General features: G+C 61.6%; 19 protein-coding genes. 6 read left to right on the top strand and 13 right to left on the bottom strand.

The genetic code is table 11. The features are described 5' to 3' along the window. Positions 1 to 329 precede the first annotated feature (329 nt). The gene (locus OP10G_RS09575) at positions 330 to 2,189 is read left to right on the top strand and encodes a CocE/NonD family hydrolase (protein WP_025226112.1); all 1,860 of its coding nucleotides are present in this window, start codon (positions 330 to 332) and stop codon (positions 2,187 to 2,189) included. A gap of 491 nt (positions 2,190 to 2,680) precedes the next feature. Here OP10G_RS09575 and OP10G_RS09570 read toward each other — a convergent pair whose 3' ends face one another. The 3 genes from OP10G_RS09570 to OP10G_RS09560 form a co-directional block, all read right to left on the bottom strand. Then, on the bottom strand, positions 2,681 to 4,264 hold the full coding sequence (locus OP10G_RS09570; RefSeq protein WP_025226113.1) for a beta-N-acetylhexosaminidase: 1,584 nt from the start codon (positions 4,262 to 4,264) through the stop codon (positions 2,681 to 2,683). Between the two features lie 61 nt (positions 4,265 to 4,325). Beyond that, positions 4,326 to 6,956, bottom strand: a complete 2,631-nt coding sequence (locus tag OP10G_RS09565) for a beta-galactosidase (RefSeq protein ID WP_025226114.1) — start codon at positions 6,954 to 6,956, stop codon at positions 4,326 to 4,328. A 20-nt stretch (positions 6,957 to 6,976) separates the two neighbouring features. After that, on the bottom strand, positions 6,977 to 7,963 hold the full coding sequence (locus tag OP10G_RS09560; protein WP_025226115.1) for a Gfo/Idh/MocA family protein: 987 nt from the start codon (positions 7,961 to 7,963) through the stop codon (positions 6,977 to 6,979). A 35-nt stretch (positions 7,964 to 7,998) separates the two neighbouring features. Between OP10G_RS09560 and OP10G_RS09555 the strand changes: the two genes are divergently transcribed. Together OP10G_RS09555 and OP10G_RS09550 are read left to right on the top strand one after the other, a co-directional pair. Beyond that, positions 7,999 to 9,390, top strand: a complete 1,392-nt coding sequence (locus tag OP10G_RS09555; RefSeq protein WP_025226116.1) for an extracellular solute-binding protein — start codon at positions 7,999 to 8,001, stop codon at positions 9,388 to 9,390. A 113-nt stretch (positions 9,391 to 9,503) separates the two neighbouring features. Further along, a complete protein-coding gene (locus tag OP10G_RS09550) occupies positions 9,504 to 10,265 on the top strand; it encodes a TatD family hydrolase (RefSeq protein WP_025226117.1) in 762 nt (253 codons plus the stop codon). A gap of 107 nt (positions 10,266 to 10,372) precedes the next feature. On the opposite strand, the gene OP10G_RS09545 is transcribed toward OP10G_RS09550, so the two are convergent. The 3 genes from OP10G_RS09545 to OP10G_RS09535 form a co-directional block, all read right to left on the bottom strand. Next, positions 10,373 to 12,580: a glycoside hydrolase family 2 protein gene (locus tag OP10G_RS09545; RefSeq protein WP_025226118.1), complete on the bottom strand. Its 2,208-nt coding sequence runs from the start codon at positions 12,578 to 12,580 to the stop codon at positions 10,373 to 10,375. A gap of 10 nt (positions 12,581 to 12,590) precedes the next feature. Beyond that, positions 12,591 to 12,890, bottom strand: coding sequence for a hypothetical protein (locus OP10G_RS09540; RefSeq protein WP_025226119.1), 300 nt, complete (start codon positions 12,888 to 12,890; stop codon positions 12,591 to 12,593). A 243-nt stretch (positions 12,891 to 13,133) separates the two neighbouring features. Beyond that, the gene (locus tag OP10G_RS09535) at positions 13,134 to 13,766 is read right to left on the bottom strand and encodes a 50S ribosomal protein L25 (RefSeq protein ID WP_025226120.1); all 633 of its coding nucleotides are present in this window, start codon (positions 13,764 to 13,766) and stop codon (positions 13,134 to 13,136) included. A gap of 156 nt (positions 13,767 to 13,922) precedes the next feature. On the opposite strand from OP10G_RS09535, the gene crcB reads away from it, so the two are divergent. After that, positions 13,923 to 14,318 (top strand): fluoride efflux transporter CrcB, encoded by a 396-nt coding sequence (gene crcB / locus OP10G_RS09530; RefSeq protein ID WP_038472906.1) that lies wholly within the window; start codon positions 13,923 to 13,925, stop codon positions 14,316 to 14,318. Positions 14,319 to 14,335: 17 nt separating this feature from the next. On the opposite strand, the gene OP10G_RS09525 is transcribed toward crcB, so the two are convergent. The 5 genes from OP10G_RS09525 to OP10G_RS09505 are packed head-to-tail and all read right to left on the bottom strand — an operon-like array spanning position 14,336 to position 17,936. Beyond that, entirely contained in the window at positions 14,336 to 14,743 is a 408-nt protein-coding gene (locus OP10G_RS09525; protein ID WP_025226122.1) for a type II toxin-antitoxin system VapC family toxin, read from the bottom strand. Next, positions 14,740 to 15,000, bottom strand: a complete 261-nt coding sequence (locus OP10G_RS09520; protein ID WP_025226123.1) for an AbrB/MazE/SpoVT family DNA-binding domain-containing protein — start codon at positions 14,998 to 15,000, stop codon at positions 14,740 to 14,742. The genes OP10G_RS09525 and OP10G_RS09520 overlap by 4 nt, the downstream gene beginning before the upstream one ends. Before the next feature lie 35 nt (positions 15,001 to 15,035). Continuing rightward, positions 15,036 to 15,914 (bottom strand): phosphate ABC transporter permease PstA, encoded by an 879-nt coding sequence (gene pstA, locus OP10G_RS09515; RefSeq protein ID WP_025226124.1) that lies wholly within the window; start codon positions 15,912 to 15,914, stop codon positions 15,036 to 15,038. After that, positions 15,911 to 16,855, bottom strand: coding sequence for a phosphate ABC transporter permease subunit PstC (gene pstC, locus OP10G_RS09510; RefSeq protein WP_227625099.1), 945 nt, complete (start codon positions 16,853 to 16,855; stop codon positions 15,911 to 15,913). The genes pstA and pstC overlap by 4 nt, the downstream gene beginning before the upstream one ends. A gap of 13 nt (positions 16,856 to 16,868) precedes the next feature. Continuing rightward, positions 16,869 to 17,936, bottom strand: coding sequence for a PstS family phosphate ABC transporter substrate-binding protein (locus OP10G_RS09505; RefSeq protein ID WP_052547659.1), 1,068 nt, complete (start codon positions 17,934 to 17,936; stop codon positions 16,869 to 16,871). 99 nt (positions 17,937 to 18,035) lie between these two features. On the opposite strand from OP10G_RS09505, the gene OP10G_RS09500 reads away from it, so the two are divergent. After that, complete coding sequence (locus OP10G_RS09500; RefSeq protein WP_025226127.1) at positions 18,036 to 19,046, top strand: hypothetical protein; 1,011 nt, start codon at positions 18,036 to 18,038, stop codon at positions 19,044 to 19,046. 18 nt (positions 19,047 to 19,064) lie between these two features. Here the strand turns inward: OP10G_RS09500 and aroF are convergent, their stop codons facing one another. Continuing rightward, positions 19,065 to 20,096, bottom strand: a complete 1,032-nt coding sequence (gene aroF, locus OP10G_RS09495) for a 3-deoxy-7-phosphoheptulonate synthase (protein ID WP_025226128.1) — start codon at positions 20,094 to 20,096, stop codon at positions 19,065 to 19,067. Between the two features lie 236 nt (positions 20,097 to 20,332). On the opposite strand from aroF, the gene OP10G_RS09490 reads away from it, so the two are divergent. Next, positions 20,333 to 21,160, top strand: coding sequence for a dienelactone hydrolase family protein (locus tag OP10G_RS09490; protein ID WP_084178996.1), 828 nt, complete (start codon positions 20,333 to 20,335; stop codon positions 21,158 to 21,160). Here the strand turns inward: OP10G_RS09490 and OP10G_RS09485 are convergent. Beyond that, positions 21,149 to 22,138, bottom strand: a complete 990-nt coding sequence (locus OP10G_RS09485; protein ID WP_025226130.1) for an alpha/beta fold hydrolase — start codon at positions 22,136 to 22,138, stop codon at positions 21,149 to 21,151. The two genes, OP10G_RS09490 and OP10G_RS09485, sit on opposite strands and share 12 nt — an antisense overlap. Positions 22,139 to 22,143 lie beyond the last annotated feature (5 nt).

The following is a 22,143-nucleotide window of genomic DNA, read 5'->3' as shown; positions in this document are numbered from 1 at the left end:
CCGGTGGAACCCTCTCCCTCTCCCGAGGGGGAGGGTTCACGTAGGCCAGACCTTTTCCAAGGGATTACGAAACTTCCGACTAGCCACATCAAGTTCGTCGCCGGCCAAACATCGAAACGGCTCCAAAGGCCATCGCCGCCAATGCTCCCGGGGCGGTCCCATGTCCCGAGGCTGGATGGCTCGCCATGGATGCGCCGAGGGCGAGGAGGGGGAGAGCGATCAAGAGAGCAACGAGTCCGGCGCGCATACCGTGGTTGATTCTTGGCAGCTTTTTCGATCCCAATAGGTTTGGCCATTCAGGACCTAATCTGCTACGGTTTACGCTAGCGATGCCCCTGTTTCCCCCGTTCCTCCAAAACCCATTCCAAGAGGCGCCGAAACTCACCTATACGAAGACCGAGGCGATGATCCCGATGCGGGACGGGGTGCGGCTCTACACCGCCATCTACGCCCCCAAACAGACCAATCAAAAATGGCCGATCCTGATGGAGCGGACGCCGTATGGGGCGGGACCTTACGGAATTAAGCGGATCGGGCGGCTAGGGCCTAGCATGGAGTTCCAGCGGGCTGGATACATCTTCGTGGTTCAGGACGTCCGCGGCCGGTGGATGAGCGAAGGGAAGCACCTGTACTCGTCGCCACCCAAGCTGAACAAGCGGGGAGTCGAGCACGACGAAAGCACCGACGCTTACGATTCGATCGACTGGCTGCTCAAAAATGTACAAAACAATAACGGCAAAGTTGGACTATGGGGGATCTCCCAGCCCGGCTTCTACGCGGGAAACGCGCTGCTGGGAGCCCACCCGGCCGTTCGAGCGGTCTCGCCGCAAGCCCCGGTGACCGACCGGTTCAAGGGGGACGACGACCACCATAACGGAGCGTTCTTCTTGGCCCAAAGAGTCTCGCTCCTCTCCTCCTTCGGCGCGCCGCGACCCATTCCGACGGACCACGGATTGCCCGGGTTTCGTATGCCGTACCCGGATGCGTACCGCTACTTTCTCGACCTCGGACCGCTCTCCCACTATCAAAAAATCTTCCGGTGGAACAACCAGTTTTGGAACTCCGAGAACGAGCATCCGAACTACGACTCGTTCTGGAAGGTCCGGGGGATGGAGCAGTATTACCGGGGAATAGCCGGTCCCGCCGTGCTCACCGTTGGGGGATGGTACGACGCCGAAGATATGTGGGGCGCTCTTCACACATACAAGGCGCTAGAGCATGGGAGCCCTGGTCTCACGAACACCCTTGTGATGGGACCGTGGTCGCACGGCCAATGGGCTTCCGACGACGGAGAGCGGCTGGGGCCGATCGAGTTCGAAAACAAGACCGGCAAGTTATTCCGAGAGGAGATCCAATTTCCATTCTTCGAGCATTACCTGCGCGACGCCAAAGATCCGGGCTTGCCGGAAGCGTACGTCTTCGAGAGCGGGGGCAATAAGTGGCACAAGTTCGACGTGTGGCCGCCTAAAGAAGCAAAGCCTCTCACCTTCTATCTCCGTCCCAAGGGCGCGGTTTCGACGGAGGCTCCAACGCACTCGGAAACCTCGGCGTTCGACGCGTACACCAGCGATCCGCGGCGGCCGGTGCCCCACACAGGGGATGCCGCAGGCGGCGTGAGCCGGCCATTCATGGTGGAGAACCAACGGTTCGCCTGGGTTCGCCCGGACGTGCTGTCGTACCAAACCGAGCCGTTGAAAGAAGACCTAACGCTGGCCGGTCCGATTCACGCGACTTTGAATGTGAAAAACACCGGCACCGACGCCGACTACGTGGTCAAGGTGATCGACGTGTACCCGGAGGATGAACCGGCGAACACACTGGTCACCCCCACCGTTCGAATGGCGGGGTACCAGATGCTGGTGCGGTGGGAGGTAATGCGGGGCCGATTCCGAAATTCACTTGAGCACCCGGAGCCGATGGTGCCCGGCCACCTCACGCGGGTTCCGATCGAGCTGAACGACCTGTTTCACACCTGGAAGAAAGGGCACCGGCTGATGGTACAGATTCAATCCTCGATGTTCCCGCTCATCGACCGGAACCCTCAGAAGTTCGTCCCGAACATCTTCGCCGCCACAGATGCCGACTTCCAACCTGCCGTCCAAAGCCTCGCCGTTGCGGGGCCGGATACGTGCAAGTTGGAAGTTTTCCGGCTGCCGTCCTCCCAACCGGGCGGAGGTAAGTCGCACTGACCTGGCGCGACCCGCTTGAGGAATCGCGACTTCGACGCCGCGTTCATTTCATCCTGTACCGTCAGTGGGAGCACTACAAACCGGCGTCGGTAAGTAGCGGGTATGGACCCATTGCCCAGGAGATCGTCGAACTGCTCCACATGGGCGCCGACGAGAAGACGATCTACGCGTTTCTCCTCCAAGAAGCGGTTATCCACGATCAAGACGATGCGGCGGAAGCATGCTCTCCCTCCGCCCAGGATCTAGCGGCTTGTCCTTATACACCTCTCGCGAGCTGAAAGTTCATCGGTGCGCCTGCAGTACCAAACTCCCCTACTCAGCGATGGGAGTTTGGTGCTGTAGATTCTCCAGTTCTACTGCGGCATTTGCGTGGTTTGCAGTCGAGGGTCTCCTAACTCGTGCGATGTGCGTCACCAAACATAGGAGTGGGTCAGTCGGATGAAAGCGGTGCACTTGGACCTTGAACCCAACGATGTGTATGACGACAAGATCTAGCGGCCTGGGTCTAGCGGGCGGAAGTTGATGTCCATCTTGGCCAGCCGCTCCAAGTGCGGGGCCAGCCGGTTTAAGAAGTCGGGATAGCTCTTCCCTTCGGCGGGTGACCAAGTCAGCTCCGCCAAAGCGCAGAGGCGCGGGTAGGCCATATATTCGAGGTGGCGGGGGTCGGGAATGTACTCCGTCCAGAGCTGGCCCTGGGCTCCCAACACGTGCACGGCCTCAGCGGAGGTGAGATCCTTGGGGATCGGCTCGTAGGCGTACACCTTCTCCAAAGGCACGTAGCCGCCGATGGCGCGGGGCTCGTGGTCGTGATTGGTCGATTGGTAATAGTCGAGGTAGGTATTGGAAGTGGGTGCCATCACCACGTCGTGACCCGCCTTGGCGGCCGCGATGCCGCCCTCGATGCCTCGCCAGCTCATGACGGTTGCCCCGGGAGCAAGTCCTCCTTCCAGAATCTCGTCCCAACCGATCAGCCGCCGGCCGTGCTGCGTGAGGAAGGTGTCCATCTGCCGGATGAACCAGCTCTGAAGCTCGTCCTCGTTTTTCAGCCCGAGCCGCTTGATCTGGGCCTGCATTTCCGGGTTCTTCTTCCATGGGTCTTTGCCCACTTCGTCGCCGCCCACGTGGATGAACTTCGATGGGAACAGCTCCATCACTTCGGTGAGGACGTCTTGGTAGAACTTCACCGTATGCTCGCTCGCGTTGACCACGTCCGGCGAGTAGCCGTTCACGGGCGGCACCTCGAACTGCTTGCCGGTGTTACCGTACTCCGGATACGAGGCGATGATCGCCATCGAGTGCCCCGGCATCTCGATCTCAGGCACCACGTTGATGAACCTCGCCTGGGCGTAAGCGACGATCTCGCGGATGTCGTCTTGGCTATAGAAGCCGCCGTCCGGCATCGTCTTCCAGGTGGTGGGGTCGCCGGTGAGCTCGTTCGCTTTGTGCCACGCGCCGACCGTCGTCAGCTTTGGATACTTCTTGATCTCGACCCGCCAGCCTTGATCGTCGGTGAGGTGGATGTGGAAGGTATTCAGCTTGTGGAACGCCAGTCCGTCGATAAAGCGAAGAACCGCCTCCTTCGGCATGAAGTGGCGGCTGACGTCGACGAGCGCGCCACGCCAGACGAATCTCGGCTTATCTTCGATCCACGCGCACGGGACTTGCCACCGCGGTCTCCCGACGCTCGCCTTGCGCAGCGTGTCGCTCGGGAGCATCTGTCGCAGCGTCTGAATGCCGTAGAAGACGCCGGCGGGGGCGAACGCTTGGATGGTGATCCGGTCCCGCGAGGCGTCCAACTGGTACCCCTCGGCGCCCAGGTTCGCGAGCTTTCGGTCCAAGCGAAGCACGATCGTATTTCGTCCCGCCCGGTCCGTAAGGTCGAGCGGCAACCCGGTCCCCGGCCGCAGGTAGCCCTGCAGCATATCCCCCAACCCCCGCGTCTCCGGCGTTACCGCTACGCGAGTGTCGGCTCGCAAGTCAAAGTGTCCGACCGACATTCGAAGCAACCCGGGCCGCGGAACGATGGAAATAGATGCCGGAGTCTGGGCGAGGGCAATTGCAGCGAGAAGTAGCATGGTGATTCAGATTAGCGGTTAGCAGTTAGCGGTTTGACTCTGGTTTCCGGATTGCTCACCGCTAACCGCCAACAGCTAACCCCATCGTGCTCATATAGATCCGATACGCCTTTACTCGGCCGTTCGGCGCGTCGGCTCTTGGGAGGTAGCGGAGGGCTTTGATTTGGGTGATCGTGCCGAGGTCGAGGACCAGGAGGTGGGGCGGTTTGGGCTGGGCGTCGCCCCACTGGGTGTGCCACATCGTGGTGGGCTGGCCGTCGACGACGTTGGCGGCGGAGCCGTTCTCGTTGTCGAGCTCTTCGCTGTCGGCGTAGACGACATGGACCCCCTTGATCGGCTTATCGTCGAGACCGATCAGCTCGATTTCGGCGGCGGAGGCGAACGGGCCCTGCCCGTGCTCGCTCAGCACCTCGAACGCCACGTACCGAACGTCGTCCTCCGGCAACTTCACCGATTGCCACATGACTTTCGGTGTGAATTCGCCTTGGGCGGCGACGGTTTGGCGGGTGAGGTCCACGGTTTGACCGGGCTTCCGGATCGGTCTAAGTCCCGCTGTCGGACGGGCGTCGAGGATCGCATGGTCGAGACCTACCAGGGTGGGAACCTTTTGCAGAGGTCCCTCATCGATGATCACCACCTCGTTCGAGCCCGGTTTCATCCAGCATCCCGGAAGATAGAGCGTCCGTTGCGGCCCGGCCGCGGTCCAGTATCGGCCAAGGTTATGTCCGTTGACCCATACATATCCCTTGGTCCAGTTCCCGAGATCGAGGAACGTATCGCCGGGGTGGGAGACGCTGAACTCCCCCCGGTAAATGAGAGGCGAACGCGGAGTGCCGGCGCCCCCCCAGGAAAACGTTTTTGGCGCCTCGGTTAGCGGGTAGGCGGCTTGGCTCCAATTTTGTAGCTCTTGTTCGCCAAGAAGCACCTTGCCCACGATCCCCTCTCGCTCGTTTGCCAGCTCATGCCCAAAGTTGATTCGGGCGTGCATTTCTACGGCGAGCTCTATCGTGCTTCCATTTGAAGGAAGCACCAGGGAGAGCCGAGGGCTAGAAGTCCGTCGATCGAGGGTGCCGGCGACCTTTCCGTTCACGGACACCACCGCGAAATCGTGGAGCCCCTGGACCTCGAGCACTTGGGGGCCCGACAGCTTTGTCTGCGCGGAATAGATCACCATCCCGCCCGACTGGCCAAGTTCCTCAAACGTTTTGGGAGCCGTGGATTCCACCACCCGGGAAGCAGGGCGATTGTCGAGGTTGAAGTCGTATCGAAGCTTGAACGTCGGCAAGGCGATCGGCGCCGGCGAAGCCGGCACCGGCGGCAGGGTCTCTCCGCTCCCGCGAGCGATCGTGTCGCGGAACACCCGGTACTTCTCCGTTACGCGGCCCGACTCGTCCAGAGGCGAGTCGTAGTCGTAACTCGTGACGTCCGGCTGGTACGAGTTCTTGTCGCCGTTGGCTCCCGCCATGAAGCCGAAGCTGGTGCCGCCGTGGAACATGTAGAGGTTGAACGAGACGTCGTTCTTGATGAACCACTCGATGTCTTTCGCGTGTGGGGCGGCAGCGGTCCGGTGATGCCGCTCGCCCCAGTGGTCGAACCAGCCGCACCAGTACTCGCCCACCATCTTCGGAGCGTCGGGGCGGAATCTCTTCAGCTCCGCGATCGCGCTCTCACCCCCGCCGCCAAAATTGACCGCGGCCGGGATCCCCGGCAACGTTCCTCCGCTCAGCATTCCCTGGCCGGGTCCGTCGGAGGTGAAAAGCTGGCCGCTGAAACCGGCGTGAATCAAGGCGTCGCGCACCGCGCCCATGTAGACGTGGTCGGCGCCGTACGAACCGTACTCGTTCTCGACCTGAGTAAGGATGATCGGGCCGCCGTTCTGAATGAGAAGCGGCTTGAGCAGCTTGCCCACCTTGTCGAAGTAGCGTTGCGTATACCGGAGGAACTTCGGATCCTTGCTCCGGACCACCATCGACCGGTCCTTTTGAAGCCAGGCGGGCAGGCCGCCGAAATCGAATTCGGTGCAAATGTAGGGCCCCGGCCGGACGATAACGTAGAGCCCTTCTTGCTGAGCGGTGCGGATGTACGCCGCCAGGTCTAGGTTGCCGCTAAAGTCGAACTTCCCGGGCTTCGGCTCGTGGAGGCTCCAGAAGACGTAGGTGCAGATCGTGTTCAGCCCCATCGCCTTCGCCTTCCGCATCCGGTCGCGCCAATACGCCCGCGGCACCCGGGGGTAGTGCATCTCGCCCGAACGGATGACGAACGGCTTCCCGTTCAGGAGGAACCTGTCGCCCGAGGCGACGAAGGAAGCTCTCGGAGCAGACGGAGCCCCGCCAAGCGCGGGAGCCTTCGGAGTGGTGAAAGCGATCGCGCCGTCTCCTATCCCGAAGGGATAGCGTCCCCTAGCGAAGGGTTGGTAAGCCGCGTAGCGGCGTCCTACCCTGGTGCTGACCGCCGCTAAGGTTTCTACCCCAACGGGGTTGCGGCCTTTTCCGGACGCAACCCCGTTGGGGTAGATGAGGTTGTCGGCGTCGGTACCAGGGTAGCTCGTGCCTCGCAACCCTTCGCTGGGGGACGGAATCCCTTCGGGATACGGGAAAGAAGCTGGAGCCCCGTGGACGCCCAACGCCCGTTTGGGGGGCATCACGCGTTGATGCGACTCCGCCGTCGGAATGCCGACGCGGGTTAACGCCACTGCCGCGAGGGTCGCTAGGATCACGCGCAGGCCGCCTGGCGGCCATGGGCCTGGTGGATCTCTTCCAACGTCACTTCGAGCGAACGCCGAGACGACTGGGCATCGGTAACTTCGAACGGCTCACTTGACAACACTCGGTCCACGAAGTATTTGATCTCGTGGTAGTAGCCGCCAAGGTCGCTGATGTTGCCACCTCCGGCGGTCGACATCTTCTCGAATTCAGGCGTCTGCGGCTCGGCCCCTTCCGCGTAAATCGTCAGCGGTCCGCCATCCATAATCGCGGCGCCCCGCTCGAAGATGGCTCGAAACGCCATCTTGAAAGGCGTTTTCGGCGGCAGATTCCACCCTCCTTCCAGGTGCGCCACCGATCCGTCGGCGAATCGCATCGTGGTGAACATTTGGCTCATGCCGCGGGCGTCTTCGGTGCCGAACGCCGCCATCTCCTCCGGTTCGCCGAGCAGGCCGAGGGCGTAGTCGGTGTCGTGGATGTGCATGTCCAGCGCGCCGCCGCCGGCACGCTTGGCATCCGCCAGCCAATTATCGCTCGACCAGCTTGGAAACTCTCCGTATCGGGTCAGGTTGATCGACAGTAGCCGTCCGAGCGTCCCCTCTCGCTGAAGGCGGGTGACGTACGCATACTCGGGCCAGAAGCGGATGCAGTGGGCGATCATCAGCCGCACCCCGTTCCGTTCGGCGGCGGCGATCATCTCGTCGGCCTCACCGACCGATAGCGCCATCGGCTTTTCGCACAAAACATGTTTCCCCGCGTTGGCCGCCTTCACCGTAAACTCTCGGTGGAGGTCGGTCGGAAGGCAGATGTCGACGGCGTCGATCTCCACGGCGGTGAGCGCCTCCTCTACCGTTGCAAAACCCTTGACGCCGAACGGCTCGAGACGCTTGGGGTCTTTGTCGACGATGGCGACGATCTGCGCGTTGGAGAGAGTTTCGTAGACGCTGGCGTGCATGCGGCCCATGAAGCCGATGCCAACGAGGGCAACCTTCAGCATAATGCCAATACGATAGCGCACACGAGGGAAGAAACATGACAAAGAACGGTTGGATCTGGGCGGGAGCGACGTCGCTCGCGTTATTACTTGCGGGATGTTCGGGCGAAGGGAAATCGGCCAGTGGCACGGGAAGCAGCCCGAGCGACGATGCCATGGTGGCCGCTAAGCCGGTTCCGGTGGCGAAGCCGGGCGAAAAGCTGACCGGCAACGTCGAGGTGCAGGCGTTCAAGGGCGGCTTCGGAATCGACTTCTACCAAAAGGCGGCCGACGAGTTCATGGCCAAGAACCCGGACGTCAAAGTTAAGGTCGAAGGCGACCCCCGCGTGTGGGAAAAGCTGCGCCCCCGGCTGGTCTCCGGCGACACGCCCGACCTCATGTTTCCCGGATGGGACATGGACCACTGGGGTCTGGTGCAGGAGGGACAGCTCTACAGCTTGGATGCGGCGCTCGATTCCGAGCCGTACGAGGGGACCGGCAAGTGGCGCGATACCTTCGAGCCGGCGCTGTTGAAGCTGGGGCAGTTGAACGGGAAGCAGTATGTGCTGCCCTACTACATGATCGTAATGGGGTGGTGGTACGACCCCGGCGTGTTCGCCAAGAACGGCTGGACGGTGCCGAAGACGTACGAAGAGCTGCTGGAGCTTTGCCCCAAGATCAAGGCGAAGGGGATCGCGCCGATCACCTTCCAGGGCAAATACCCGTACTACATGATGTTCGGAATGCTGCTGCCTTGGTGCCAGAGCGTGGGCGGGCTGCAAGCGATCAACGACGCTCAGAACCTCGTCCCTGGGGCCTGGAAATCACCTGCGATGCTGCAGGCGGCGAAGATGATTCGCGAGCTTGGCGATAAAGGGTTCTACCAAGAAGGAGCCGTCGGGCTCAGCCACACCGAGTCGCAAACCGAGTTCCTCAACGGCCACGCCGCGATGATCCCTTGCGGAACCTGGCTCGAGAGCGAGATGAAGAACGTGACCCCGCCCGGAGCCAAGATGCAGTTCATGCTCCCGCCCGTCTTCAAGGACGGCAAGGGTGACCCGAGCGCCCTCATGATCGACATCGAGCCGTGGATGATCCCGAGCGCGGCCAAGAATCCGAAGGCGGCGGTCGCCCTGTACAAGTACATGACTTCGCTGCCGGTAGCCAAGCGGTTCGTGGAGGAGAAGGGGACCCTAATGGCGATCAAGGGGAGCGACGACACCAAGCTTCCGGAAACCCTGCAGGTTCCGGCGAAGGCGTTCCACGATAGCAAGGCGGTCTACTGCTACCAGGCGCGTCACTACTACAAAGTGATGGACAAGGAGATCCAAGACGCCCTTACATCCATGCTGAACAAGCAAATCACCCCCGAGCAATTCTGCGACCGAGCGGAAGCGGCGGCGGAGAAGACGCGCAAGGACGACTCGATTCCCAAGCGCAAGATCGAGTAGGGACGGGCTCGCCGGAGCGCGGCCGTCCCGGCCGCTCCCCGGACCCCGGGCGTCTCGCCCGCTCCCGGTGTACAGAAGTGCACCGGGAGTGCCGCTCTGGAGAGCAGCGATCCATGCTTATCGACACCCACTGCCACCTGAACGACGAAAAAGCGTTCCCCGATCCGGCGGCCGAGCTCGCCGCCTGCGCCGAGGCTGGAGTGGAGAAGGTGCTGGTCGTAGGCACCGAACCAGAAGATTGGAACCGTGCGATCGCGCTTGCGGATCGCTTCGAGCCGGTCTACGCCATCGTCGGCTGGCACCCGAACTACACGGCGAATTACGACCCCTCCACTTTGCCCGCCTTAGAACAGCTTCTTGGCCACCCGAAGGTCGTCGCCTTGGGTGAGATCGGGCTCGATTACCACTGGGATTACGCGCCCCACGAGATTCAGTTCCAAGCCCTCCGGGATCAGCTCGCCCTCGGCAAACGGCTCGGCAAGCCGATCGTCTTTCATGCCCGAGAGGCGTACTCGGACCTCCTCGACGTGCTGGAGGAGGACGCTTCCTACCGCTATCTTTTCCACTGCTTTGCGGGAACAAAGGAGGAAGCCGCCCGGGCGGTGGCGCTCGGCGGCTACTTCGGAGTGGATGGTCCGATCACCTACAAGAAAGCCGACGAGCTCCGCGAGGTGATGCGCTCCATTCCGCCCGACCGCATCGTGGTGGAAACCGACGCCCCTTATATGTCTCCAGTCCCGTTCCGGGGCAAACCCAACCGGTCGGCTTACGTGGCCTACGTCAACCAGGGGTTAGCCGACGCGCTCGGCATCTCCGCCGACGAGTGCGCCGCATTGACTACTTCGAACACCCGCCGCTTCTTCAACCTAACGTAGCGTCGGATCCAAGGAGCGCGGACGTCCCGTCCGCACCCCGGCCCAAGGGCGTCTCGCCCGTTTCCGGCGTACTTCGTACGCCGGGATCCTCGGCAAGGGCGCCGACGCTACTTGATCCTCACCAAACCGGCGTCGATGAACTGGCCGCCGGCGTCTTGGTGGCAATGGATCGCCAAGATGTGGTGACCAGGATTCAATTTCACCTTGGGCAGGGTGACGAGCGAATAAGCCGACGTCCAACCCGGCAAGGTCGAGATCAATTCGCCGTCGAGGTACACCTCAGCTTGGTCGTCGTGATGAATTCGTAGCGCTAGACCGTCTTGGATGCGGCCCGAAACGTCGAACCACCGACGCAGCCAGATATCCTTTCCGCGCCACTCGGTGCCCACGATCGCGCCCGGCGTCTCTTTCGTCCCGAATCCCCCGAGCCCTTCTAGCCAATGCGACTCGTCGAAGGTCGAACCCTGCCATCCCGAGGGGGGTGCCGACTCCGTGTAACGCCACCTGTAGGCGGTGCTCTCGCTGGTGGGCAGCACGGTTGTAACCGCCGGCACGGGTCCGAAGAGCGACGTCACCGCCCGGCGGACTCGGGCCGGGTCCATCTTGATAACGGCCCGGTCGTACGTCATTAAGCCGTTGAGCTCGGTCTCCACATCGGTGGTTTGGGTGTAGACCGCCGCCGATAGGCCGGGGTCCCCGATCAACAAGTGCAGATTGGAGAAAATCCCCTCGAACGCCGCCGTCAGCTCGCCTGGCGTCTTAAAGGAGCGGTAACCCCAGCCGGTCGCTTGCCACATGTGGCCGGGAGTGGGTAGGCCGAGCCCGCCGAACTCTCCCAGCACCGCCGCTCGTTTCGCCTCCGGCTTAGGTGAGCCGGGACCAGGGTAGACGTGCCAGTCGTTCATGTCGCCTACGCCGCGATCCGCCCAGCCGGTGACCGAGTCGACGATGCGGCTCGGATCGGCGTCTTTGACCTTTTGTGCCATCCGAGCCGTGTCGTACTGGCCCCAGCCCTCGTTGAAGACAACCCAGGTGACGATGGAGGGGTGGTTATGAAGGCCACGGAGCATGGCGTCGAGCTCGCGCTCGAAAATGCTCGCAGAGAAGAGCGAACGCTGCAGGTCGGGGTCGTTCGGACCGATGGAGCCGTCCCCGCTCGGCATGTCCTGCCACACCAAGATCCCCATGCGGTCGCACCACGTGTACCACCGCTCCGGTTCGACCTTGACGTGCTTACGTATCATGTTGAAGCCGAGCCGCTTGGTGACATCGAGATCGTATTTGAGGGCGTCGTCCGTGGGGGCGGTGTAGAGACCGTCGGGCCAGAAACCTTGATCGAGCGGGCCGACCATGAAAGTCGGCTTGCCATTGAGCAGGATGCGGGTTTTGCCGTCCGGACCGGGGCCTACGGAGACCTCGCGAAAGCCGAAATAGCTCTTGACCTGGTCGATCCGCCGCCCTTTCTCATCGAGAAGGGTGAGCCTCACGTCGTAAAGATTGGGAGCATCGGGACTCCACCATTTGGCGCTCGCCACCTTGAGGGTGTTCGTGCCACTGGCGCCGGCCTCGGATCGGGCGACCACTCGTCCGTGACTCAAAACTTCGGCGCGGACGCGGCAACCGTGTTCGTCGCCGCGGATCGATTGCGAGATCTCCACCTGACCGGCGCGGGGCCACGTGTCGATCTTAAGATGATCGAACGAGCGCGGCGGCACCTGTTCCAGCCAAACCGTCTGCCAGATTCCGGTGGTAGGGGTGTAGAAAATGCCGCCGGGGCGGCGGACCTGCTTGCCTCGGGGCTGGGTTCCGGCGTCGGTTGGGTCGCTCACGCCCACCAACAGCTCCTGCGGACCACTCCCCTTCAACGCGTCGGTGGCGTCGACGGTGAACGCGTCGTAGCCACCCTGATGGGTGGCCAGGCTGACGCCATTTACTCGAACCTCGCTGGACCAATCAACGGCGCCAAAGTGGATCAGCGTGCGCCCGCCCCCTTTGGGAGCGGCAAAGGACCGACGGTACCAGACCATGCTCCCGGCGGGCACCATGCGGTTGATTCCCGAGAGTTGCGACTCGACGGGAAACGGCACCCGGATCTTCTCCGGGAATACCCTTGGAGCCGCCCCGCCCTTCGTCATGGCGAACTCCCACCTTCCATTGAGATTCGTCCAATTGGGCCTCACCATTGTCGGCCGCGGATATTCCGGCAAGGGGATCTCTCCCACCTTCGCCGCCCACCGAGTCTTGAGCCCACCCGTCTGGGCTCCCGCACAGACCAACAACCCGGAAATCAACAACCCAACCGCGACTGCCCTCATCCCCACGAGCTTACACCGCGTCGGAAGTGTCGGAACCTAGGCGGCAACCTGCGACCTCGGACTTCTCACGGATCTCCCTAAGCATCCCTAAGATTCTAAGCACTAAAAGCAGGCAGACGAATCCTAGAAGAATGAGGGAAAGCTTATCGTGGTGCTTCGATTCGCTGGGGCTCACGACAACGCCGATCGCGCAGGCGAAATCGAGAGGGCCGGTTAACTTCACCTTGGAGCAAACCGCAATCGCAACGACCCCATAGAGGCCGAACAAAGCAAACTCGAGATTCAACAGCCAGCCGCAAACCTCCCTCATCGCCCTCTACATCCCAGAAACTTTCGGACCATCCCTGCAATAAACACATTACCGCGATGGTCGCAGGTCAGCGCACGGGATGACTGGGCGCGGCTCCTCGCGGGGGTTCTCGCCACCAAGAGGTTCGGCGCGACGCACACGTTGAAAACCGCAAAGGAAGCGGCGAGGCAATTGAGGACCGGAATTCTCCACCCCCAACCCCCTCCTCATCGCACAAACATCGACGAGGAGGGGGCTCCGGGATTAGGATTCCTCGGTGGAATCTGAAGCGGTTTCGGTTGGTTCCTCTTCCGCGGAGGCGGTCGTCTCCGGCTCTTCTTGGGCGATTCTGAGCTGGCTTACGCTGAACAGGATCGTGTCCGGATTGGAAAGCAACTCGACTCCGTCGGCGAGCTTGAGATCGCCGGCGGTGATGTGGTCGCCCACGCCCATGTTCGAGATATCGACCTCGATATGCTCGGGCATGTCCATGATTCGGCCGCGAATCTTGATGTGATCGGTGATGGTGTTGAGCGCCACGCCGGACTCGTCGGTAGCGGCGGAGTGGCCCGTCGCGACGACTGGGATGTCCATCTTGATCGTATCTTCGTCGGCCACTTCTTGCAGAGTAACGTGAATAAGCTCGTGCCGGAGCGCGTCTTGTTCGACGTGCTTTACGATGGCTTGGCGGGAGCCGCCCTCTCCCCCGATCTGGATCTGCATGCGGCCGTGGCTATCCACGTGGGCCATCGCGTGCCGCAAAGCGTCCACCGGAGCTTGGATCAGCATCGTTTCGTGCGTACGCTCGACAAGCGCCATCGGCAGCACCCCTCGCTTTCGCAACTGCTTCGGCCGCCCGCCATCTTTTTGCCGCCTTTCTACTTGGAACATCGACATCGGTTCTCTCCTTAGGTTTTTCAAAGTGTTCAAACCCCTTCACGATAGAAAGGGCATCCACTTCTGACCCGGCGCGGTAGCCTGATGTTCACGAAAATGCCACAAAGAGTAATATTGCCTCCTCTACTCCCTCCCTCGGCGGCTCGGTGACCTCGGATGAAAGTGCTTCTGCAAACCCTACTGGTGGGAACCGGCGGATTCTTGGGGGCAAACCTTCGGTATTGGCTCGGAGGCTGGATTCAAGGCCGGCTAGACGAAGGGTTTCCGTGGCACACGTTCTTTATCAATGTGACGGGCTCGTTCGTGATATCCCTTTTTCTCGGGCTGTCGACCGCCCTTAACTGGCATCCCAACTGGCGTCTCTTTCTGGCGATCGGAATCCTAGGGGGTTACACGACCTTTTCCAGCTTCTCCTGGGAGGCACTGGCGCTGATGACGGGGAAGCTGTATGGGCAAGCGCTCGGCTACGTACTCGGCTCGGTCATCCTGTCGATTATCGGCGCATGGCTCGGCCTATTGCTCGCCGGCCGCATCTTGGGTCCGCAGTCTTGAACTCGATCTAACGAGTACTACTTCGGCGGCAACACTTCTTGCCTCGGCCTCTCCGCCGGGAGGGTTGAGAAGTGAGGGTCGCGGTGGACGAGGACCGCGCCATTCTGAGCGGCAGTCGCCGCGATTAGACAGTCCGCCAGAGCAATCCGCGCCGTCGCGCTGCGGCGGAGATCGAGCCCTTCTCGAACGGTCTCCATCGAAACGGGAGCGATCTCATGGGCGAGACCCGCATATACGTTCGCCACGGTTCCTCCCTCCTTATCGTCACCTGTACGGTGGGCAACAGCCTGGGCGATTTCGAAGACGGAAAGGACGGAAATTCCTATTGAAACTCCCGCCTCCCGGAGAAGCTCATCGACGCGGTCTGCCCCCGCTTCTCCCCAATAATGGGCAAGGGCCGCCGAGGTGTCGAGGAGATGGGTCAATAGGTGTCATCCAGTTCTCGTTCTTCCTGACGCCACCGGAGAAAGCTCTCGACGCCGCTCTCACCCGGCTTCAAGAACTTACGACCGGCGCCTCGGATGGCTCGAATCGTCTCTTCACGGGACATCGTGGCACGGAGAGTTAGGGAGCCATCAGCCGTTCGCTCCCATTCGATTTGGCTCCCCTTGTGGATTCCAAATTCCTCGGCCAATTCCTCCGGTATGGGTACGGAGCCCTCTTCACGAACGACGAGCGACATGTCTCTATTGTAACGTGGAGTCCGCGAACTCGAAGTCAGCCGATTCTCGCGCGCGCCCGGGAGCGCAGGTAGATCGCGACGGAGTTCAGCGCCAGAAGCGCGACGATAAGGACCAGAATGGCGGCGGCCGCGTCGTCGATGAACTCGTGGCGAGCTTCGAGCGACCAGTCGAAGATCTTGATCGGCAGGACGGTGTAGTGGTCGTCCCACTTCTTCGGCAAAGCCGAAACGTAGCTCGCCGCCCCGACGACGATAAGGGGCGCCGTCTCACCGATCGCTCGCGAGAGAGCCAGGATGACGCCGGTGAGGATGCCCGGTAGCGCCGTCGGCAAGACCTGGTACCGGATCGCCTGCCATTGCGTGGACCCGAGCGCCATCGAACCTTCACGGTAACTCTTCGGGACCGCCCGGAGCGCTTCTTGGGTAACGATGATGACCATCGGAAGGATCAGGAGCGCCATCGTGAAGGCGCCCGCCAACACACTCTGCTTGAGGGCCATCCAGCGCACAAACACCGCGAGCCCGAGCAGGCCGTATACGATCGAAGGGACGCCGGCCAGATTGGCGATGTTCAATTGAACGAAGGCCGTGAAGCGGTTGCGATGGGTGTTGAACTCCTCGAGATAGACGGCGGCGGCCACGCCGATCGGGACGGCAATGAGTCCGGTTAGGATCATCACGTAAAAGCTGCCCACCACCGCCGGCCAGATTCCGGTCTTGAGCGGACGCTGCGAGAGGCGAGATGTGAGGAACTCGGGGCTCAGGCGAGCCCGTCCGTCCAGGAAAATCTTGGCAAGGAAGACAACCAGGATCGCGGCCCCAAGGGCGGCGGCGCCGAAGCAGAGATAGCGGAAAATGGCGTCCGCACGACGCCGGCGGGCGCGGTGCCGCGGGTTGGCGGCAACCAAGCTCATGCGTACACCTGTCGGAATCGCTTCACCAGCCGTTGCGCGATCAGGTTCATCACCATCGTGATGGCGAAGAGAGTCGCGCCGACCGCGAAAAGCGAGGGGAAAACAAGCCCGGTGGTAGAGATGTCCCCCTTGCTCGTGTTAACGATGTACGCGGTCATCGTCTCGATGCTCTTCGCCGGATTCAGGGTGAGCTGAGGGTTCGCGCCGGCGGCAAGAGTGACCGCCATCGTCTCCCCCAGTGCCCGAGAGAGAGCGAGGATGAACGAAGCCATGATGCCCGAGAGGGCAGCCGGGACGACGATGCGCGTGGTGACCTCCATCTTGGTGGAGCCCAAGCCGTACGCCCCCTCTCGCAGGGCTCGGGGAACGGCGGCGAGAGCGTCCTCGCAGAGCGAGGAGACGAGAGGCAGAATCATGATGCCGACGACGACCGCGCCGGAGAGGGCGTTGGAGCTCTGGATGCTGGGGAGCACGTGCCGCAACAGAGGGGTCACGAAGAAGAGGCCGAAGTAGCCATAGACGACCGTCGGAATTCCCGCGAGAAGCTCCAGGGCCGGCTTCAGGATTCCTCGAACCCGCTTGGGGGCGTACTCGCTCATGAAAATCGCGCTCAGGAGGCCGAGCGGCAGCGCCACCAAGCCCGCGCCGACGGTAATCATGAGGGTGCCGGTGATAAGCGGCAAGATGCCGAAGCTCGGGGGAGACGTCGTGGGCTTCCACACCGTCCCGCCAAAAAAGCTGGCCAGGGAAACGTGCTGAAAGAAGGGCCACGACTGCGTGAGCAGCACGGTGACGATTCCAAACGTCGTGGCCACGCTTACAAGCGCGGCTGCAAAGCAGAACCACCGAACGATCCCCTGCCGGATTCCCCTCGCGCCGAGCGACCGCCGCCACGGCTTTTCGGCCACGGCGACGATCGTCTGCTGAGCAGTGGTTGGCACTCCTGCCATGTTCTTACTTGCCGGCGGATTCTTTCGCCAGAACGTCCTGGATCTTCATTCCAGGCTTGGCGCTCATGAAGACGGAACCGGCGGTACCCGCTTCGAATCGCTTTCTTACGAGGTCGTAAGCTTCCTTGGGAAGCAGCACGTACTTGGCCTCGGTGACCGCTTTGAGCCCGGCGTCGCTGAGGGCGTAGTCCACGAACTTCTTGACCGAAGGCTTATCGGCAAGCGCTTTCTTGGAAACGTACAGGAAGAGAGGCCGGGAAAGCGGGGTGTAGGTTCCACCGAGGATCGTGTCGGCTTCGGGGGCGACTCCGTTGACGGTGAGTGCCTTCACCTTGTCCCGGTTCGTGTCGTAGTAGTTGAAGCCGACGTACGCGATGCCGTCTTTGTCGCCAGAGACCGACTGAATGATGGCGGTGTACTCCTGGTTCGGCTGATAATCCTCGCGGATCGTGTTCTTTTTGCCCACTACCGCTTCGGTGAAGTACTCGTAGGTGCCGTGGTTCTCCGTCGGCCCGTAGAAGTTGATCTTCTCCTTGGGATAAGCGGGGTTGATGTCGCTCCACATCTTAATCGGGCTGCCCGGAGCCCATGCCTTCTTCATCTCGTCGAGGGTGACGTTGGTGATCCACTTGTTGGCCGGGTTCACCACGATCGAGACGCCGTCAAAGGCGACCGGAAGTTCGATGTAGTCGATCCCCTTATCCTTGAGCGCCTTGTCCTCTTCCGCTTTGATCGGGCGGGAAGCGGTGGCGATATCGATCTCGCCTCGCTCGAACTTTTGGAATCCGCTGCCGGTGCCGGCTTTGTTGACGACGACGGAGACGTCGCTGTTGGCCGCGCCGAACTCTTCTCCCATGGCGCTGGCGATCGGATAGACGGTGGTACTGCCGTCGATGTTGAGAGCACTCTTATCACCGGCCTTAGGAGCAGGACCCTTGGTCTCCGCTCCCGTCGTTGCGCCTGTGGCGGTGGAGTCGCCGCCGCTGCCGCAACCGGCAAGGAGGGCTCCCGCGAGCGTTAGGCCAGCAAGGCCGGCGACCCACTTCATGTTAAGGTTGGATTGGTTCGACATTCGAAGTTTCCTGATTTCTTACGCAGTAGAAGCTACCGCCGCCTAATTAACCGATTGTTAAGAATGTTAAGAACCTCAGAACCCAGTAACCTTTAGGGCATGCGCCGCGAGTGGAGCGCCTGGATCAAATCCCGGCAGTGGAATGAGTTCGAGAAGCTGGCCAAGACCGACCCCAGCCAGCCCCTGGCAGACACGGTGGCGGAGCTTGAGCGAGGTTTTCCCGACAAACCGGATCGCCGGGCCTTACGCAAGGTTCTTTTTCTACTGGGCCAAGCAGGCTACAAGCCGCAGCCGATCGAAGAGGGCGAAACCCCCGCCGCCCCCGTGCCGGCGAATCTACCGGCCGAGATGGGCTACCTCGCCAGCACGAACGGAATGGGTGAGACGATGGTGTGCTACGGACGGGAGTCCGGGAGCGTGTTCCGGTGGCTCATTACGGAGCTCGATAACCGTGGAGCGGTTGTCGACGCCTCGGAGCGCGAGGTTCCGGTCGACCAAGTGGAGGAGCGGACGGCGGCATTCCGAACCCTGGAAGCCGCGGGGATGACCGGAGCGGTGGTCCCGGCCGATTTTGCCCGAGCCAGAATTGCCGAGGTCGTTCGCAAGTCGAAGGGACTTCCTTCGACGATCGCCTACTGGCGATCCACCTTGGACGGAGTCGAGCCGATCCCCCATCCCGCCGATTCGCTTCCTCGAGACGCCGAAGCGGACCCAAGCAAAGACCTTCTGTGGGCATTCGACGAAACAATGACATGGCGGCTGGAATTTGGCTCGATGGCAATCTTGGTCGACGAGCTGGGGCGGATGGAAACCGAAGAAGGTTCGGCCGGCGCCGATCGGAACGCGGAGCGATATTCCGAAGCCAAGGCCAAGGCAAAAGCCCTAGTCGTCGATCGGGCGGTGATTGAAGACCACGCGACCCGGCTCCTGGACCTGGCTTACCTGTTCCACTTGGTAAAGAAGCCCGGAGTTGGGGAGTTGCTCGCAGCCGCGGACGATTTACGGGCGCGCGGGAGCGAGAGCTTCTACGCGGATTTTCTGGTGCAGAAAACTTTCATGCTCTACATGTCCGAGCTGACTGCGGCGAGCCGCGGCCAAGACGACGAGTAGAACCTGCGCACGTCGACGCTAAGACATTTTCTTGCCCAAGAAACCGGCGAGCGAACGGAGCTCATCCATCAGCTTCGTAAATTTGTCGGTGGTGAGCGCCTGCGAGCCGTCGCTAAGCGCTTCCTTGGGATTGGGATGCGTCTCGATCATGAGTCCGTCGGCGCCGGCTACCATGGCGGCCTTCGCCATCGGGGCCACGTATCGGGCCACGCCGGTTCCGTGTGATGGATCGACGATCACCGGGAGGTGGGTGTATTCCTTCAGCACCGGCACCGCCGCGAGGTCAAGCGTGTTGCGCGTGTAGGTGCGATCGAGCGGGACGATGCCGCGCTCGCAGAGGATCACGTTCGGGTTGCCTTGGCTCAGCACATATTCCGCCGCCAGTAGAAACTCGTCGATCGGGGCCGACGGGCCGCGCTTGAGGAATACCGGCTTGCCGCTTCGTCCGGCTTCGATCAGCAAAGGGAAGTTCTGCATCGATCGCGCCCCGATCTGGAGGATGTCGATGTACTTCGCCACCAGCGGCACCATGTCTCCGCTCATCACCTCGGAGATCGTCACGAGGCCAGTTTCGTCGCTGACCTGCTTCATGATCTTCAGCCCTTCTTCGGCGAGGCCCTGGAACGAATAAGGAGAGGTGCGGGGCTTGAATGCGCCGCCGCGCAAAATCGTCGCGCCGGAATTTTTCACGATCTCCGCCGAAGCGCGGAACTGCTCCATGGATTCCACCGAGCACGGGCCGCCCATGACCACGAACGTTCCCCCGCCGATCTGGACGTCGCGAACCCGCACGACGGTGTCCTCTCGATTGAACTCTCGAGAAGCCAATTTGTAAGGATGGCTCGTCTGGGTGACCTTGCTCACCCCTTCCATCGCGCCGAGCATCGCCTCGAGGTCGTAGCGCTGGTCGCTGCTCAGCGATGCCGGAATACCGATCGCGCACCGGTCTTCGCCGGGGAGGATGAGCGGCTCGATTCCACGCGCCCGGAGCGTCTCCGCCACCGCCTCAATCTGCTCTTGAGGCGCGCCTAATTGCATTACGATGATCATGGGATGGGTTAGCGGTTGGCGGTCAGCGGTTAGCGGTTAATTCATTCCGAACCGCTAACGCAACCACGATGGCCAAGATTACCCCTCGTAGGTGAGCAGGCTGTGACACTCTGCGAACCGTAGCGGTGTCCGGATCGAACTGCTAACCGCTAACCGCCAACCGCTAACCCACCCCAACGTGCCAACGACCGCGCCGTCCGCCACGTAGATTTTTCACGAGCTACGGAGTGATTTCAATGCTGACCACACTGCTTCTCGCAATTGCGATCTCTCCCCAGTCGGGGGCTTCCTGCTGCGATCCAATGTCTTCCTTTGCCGCCGATCCGGCATTCGTCGCCGCCCACTTGGCGCCGCTGCCGATGCGGTTCGCCGCTCGGGCCGGGAAGAACGTCTCGTTCCGAACCTCCGACGGCAAAACCGCCCTCGGCTTCTATGTTCCGCCCGCGCGCAAGGGAGCGCCGGGAATCGTCATGGTCCACGAATGGTGGGGGCTGAACGATTACATCCGACGTGAAGCCGAGCGGCTCCACGACGAATTGGGCTACGGCGTCCTCGCCGTGGACCTTTACGAAGGAAAGGTCGCGACCACGCCGCAAGAGGCCGGAAAGCTGATGCAAGCCGTGCGGCCAGACCGGGCCAAGGCGATCGTCCACGGTGCGGTAAACGCACTCAAGGACGGCGAGCTTGGGAACCGGTTCGCTAAGGTCGGCTCGATCGGCTGGTGCTTCGGCGGCGGCTGGTCTCTGCAAGCCGCCATCCAAGGCGGCCCCGCCGTTAAGGCGTGCGTGATGTACTACGGCATGCCCGACACCGACCCGGCCGACCTGAAACGCCTGAAGGCGCCTGTTCTGCTGGTCTGGGCAACTCGAGACGGGTGGATCAACAAGGGAGTGGTCGACGGCTTCAAAACCGCGATGGCCAACGCCAAAAAACCGCTCACCGTCCTCCCGTTCGACGCCGACCACGGTTTCGCAAACCCTAGCAATCCCAAATACGACAAGGTTTCCGGCGACAAGGCTTGGCAGGCGACGATCAGCTTTTACAAAACCCACCTAGGAAAATGAAACCGAGGCTGAGATAAGCGGGCACACGTGCCGCCGGAGCTCCTGAAGAAAGAGGTCGGGGTTGGACAGCACGGCCGTGTGCCCCTCCTCAGGAAATTTGACCAGGAGCTTTTGTGGTGCTTCAATCGTGGCGAAGTACTCCTCTACCGTCGCCGTGGGAGCCTGGATATCGTCGGCGCCTTGGAAGATGAGAATTGGTGTTTGAAAAGTAGGCGGTAGCTCGGCCGCGTCGTACGACATAAACGATTCGTACAGGTGGGACAACGAGAAGTTGAAAGCAACCATCCAGTGGTACGCGTCCCGTAACGGGTAGCCCGGAGTGAAAACGGCCGAGGTGAAGATATCGGGCAGTTTCCCGGACTTGGGCGGGGGCGAGGTGAGCATGATCAAGCGCTGTTTCATCATCCAAGTCCTCATGTTCGGATAAGGTGGGCGACCAAGTTGCTCGAGGGCTCGAACGGCCTTGTCGTTGCATCCCTCGCGGGCCTGCTCGAGGAGGAGGTCGTAGGAAATCGGCTCGCTCTTGGCCATGGCAACAACCTGCCCGGTTCCCACATAGGCGTGGAAGAGATCGGGACGGCGCTGAACCATGGGCAGCCCGAGAATGGTGCCCCACGAGTGGCAGAAGAGGACCACTTTAGACTGTTTCAGATGCCGACAAACCCATTCGGCCACCTCGACGCCGTCCTCCACCATTCGGTCGATCGACATCTCGCCGCTCCCCGATTTGCCATTGCGACCGAACGTCTTTCCCGCCCCTCGCTGATCCCAGTGGACCACGGTGAAGTCTTTCTCCCAACTTCGAAAGGCGCTCGCGAACGGAACGTAGGAGACGCCGGGGCCGCCGTGAAGCACGAGTAGAACCGGATTCCCGCGGTCTTCACCCCGGACTTGAATCCACTGATCGATCCCGCCGATTCTGACAAAGCGACCTTCGTCGATCCCGGCATCTGAGCGGATCTCCAGCACCCGAGCCATTTGGC

The organism is Fimbriimonas ginsengisoli Gsoil 348 (assembly GCF_000724625.1).
GTDB lineage: Bacteria > Armatimonadota > Fimbriimonadia > Fimbriimonadales > Fimbriimonadaceae > Fimbriimonas > Fimbriimonas ginsengisoli.
Note: the sequence above shows the minus strand (reverse complement) of the source record. Positions and strands in the feature narration are given on the sequence as shown.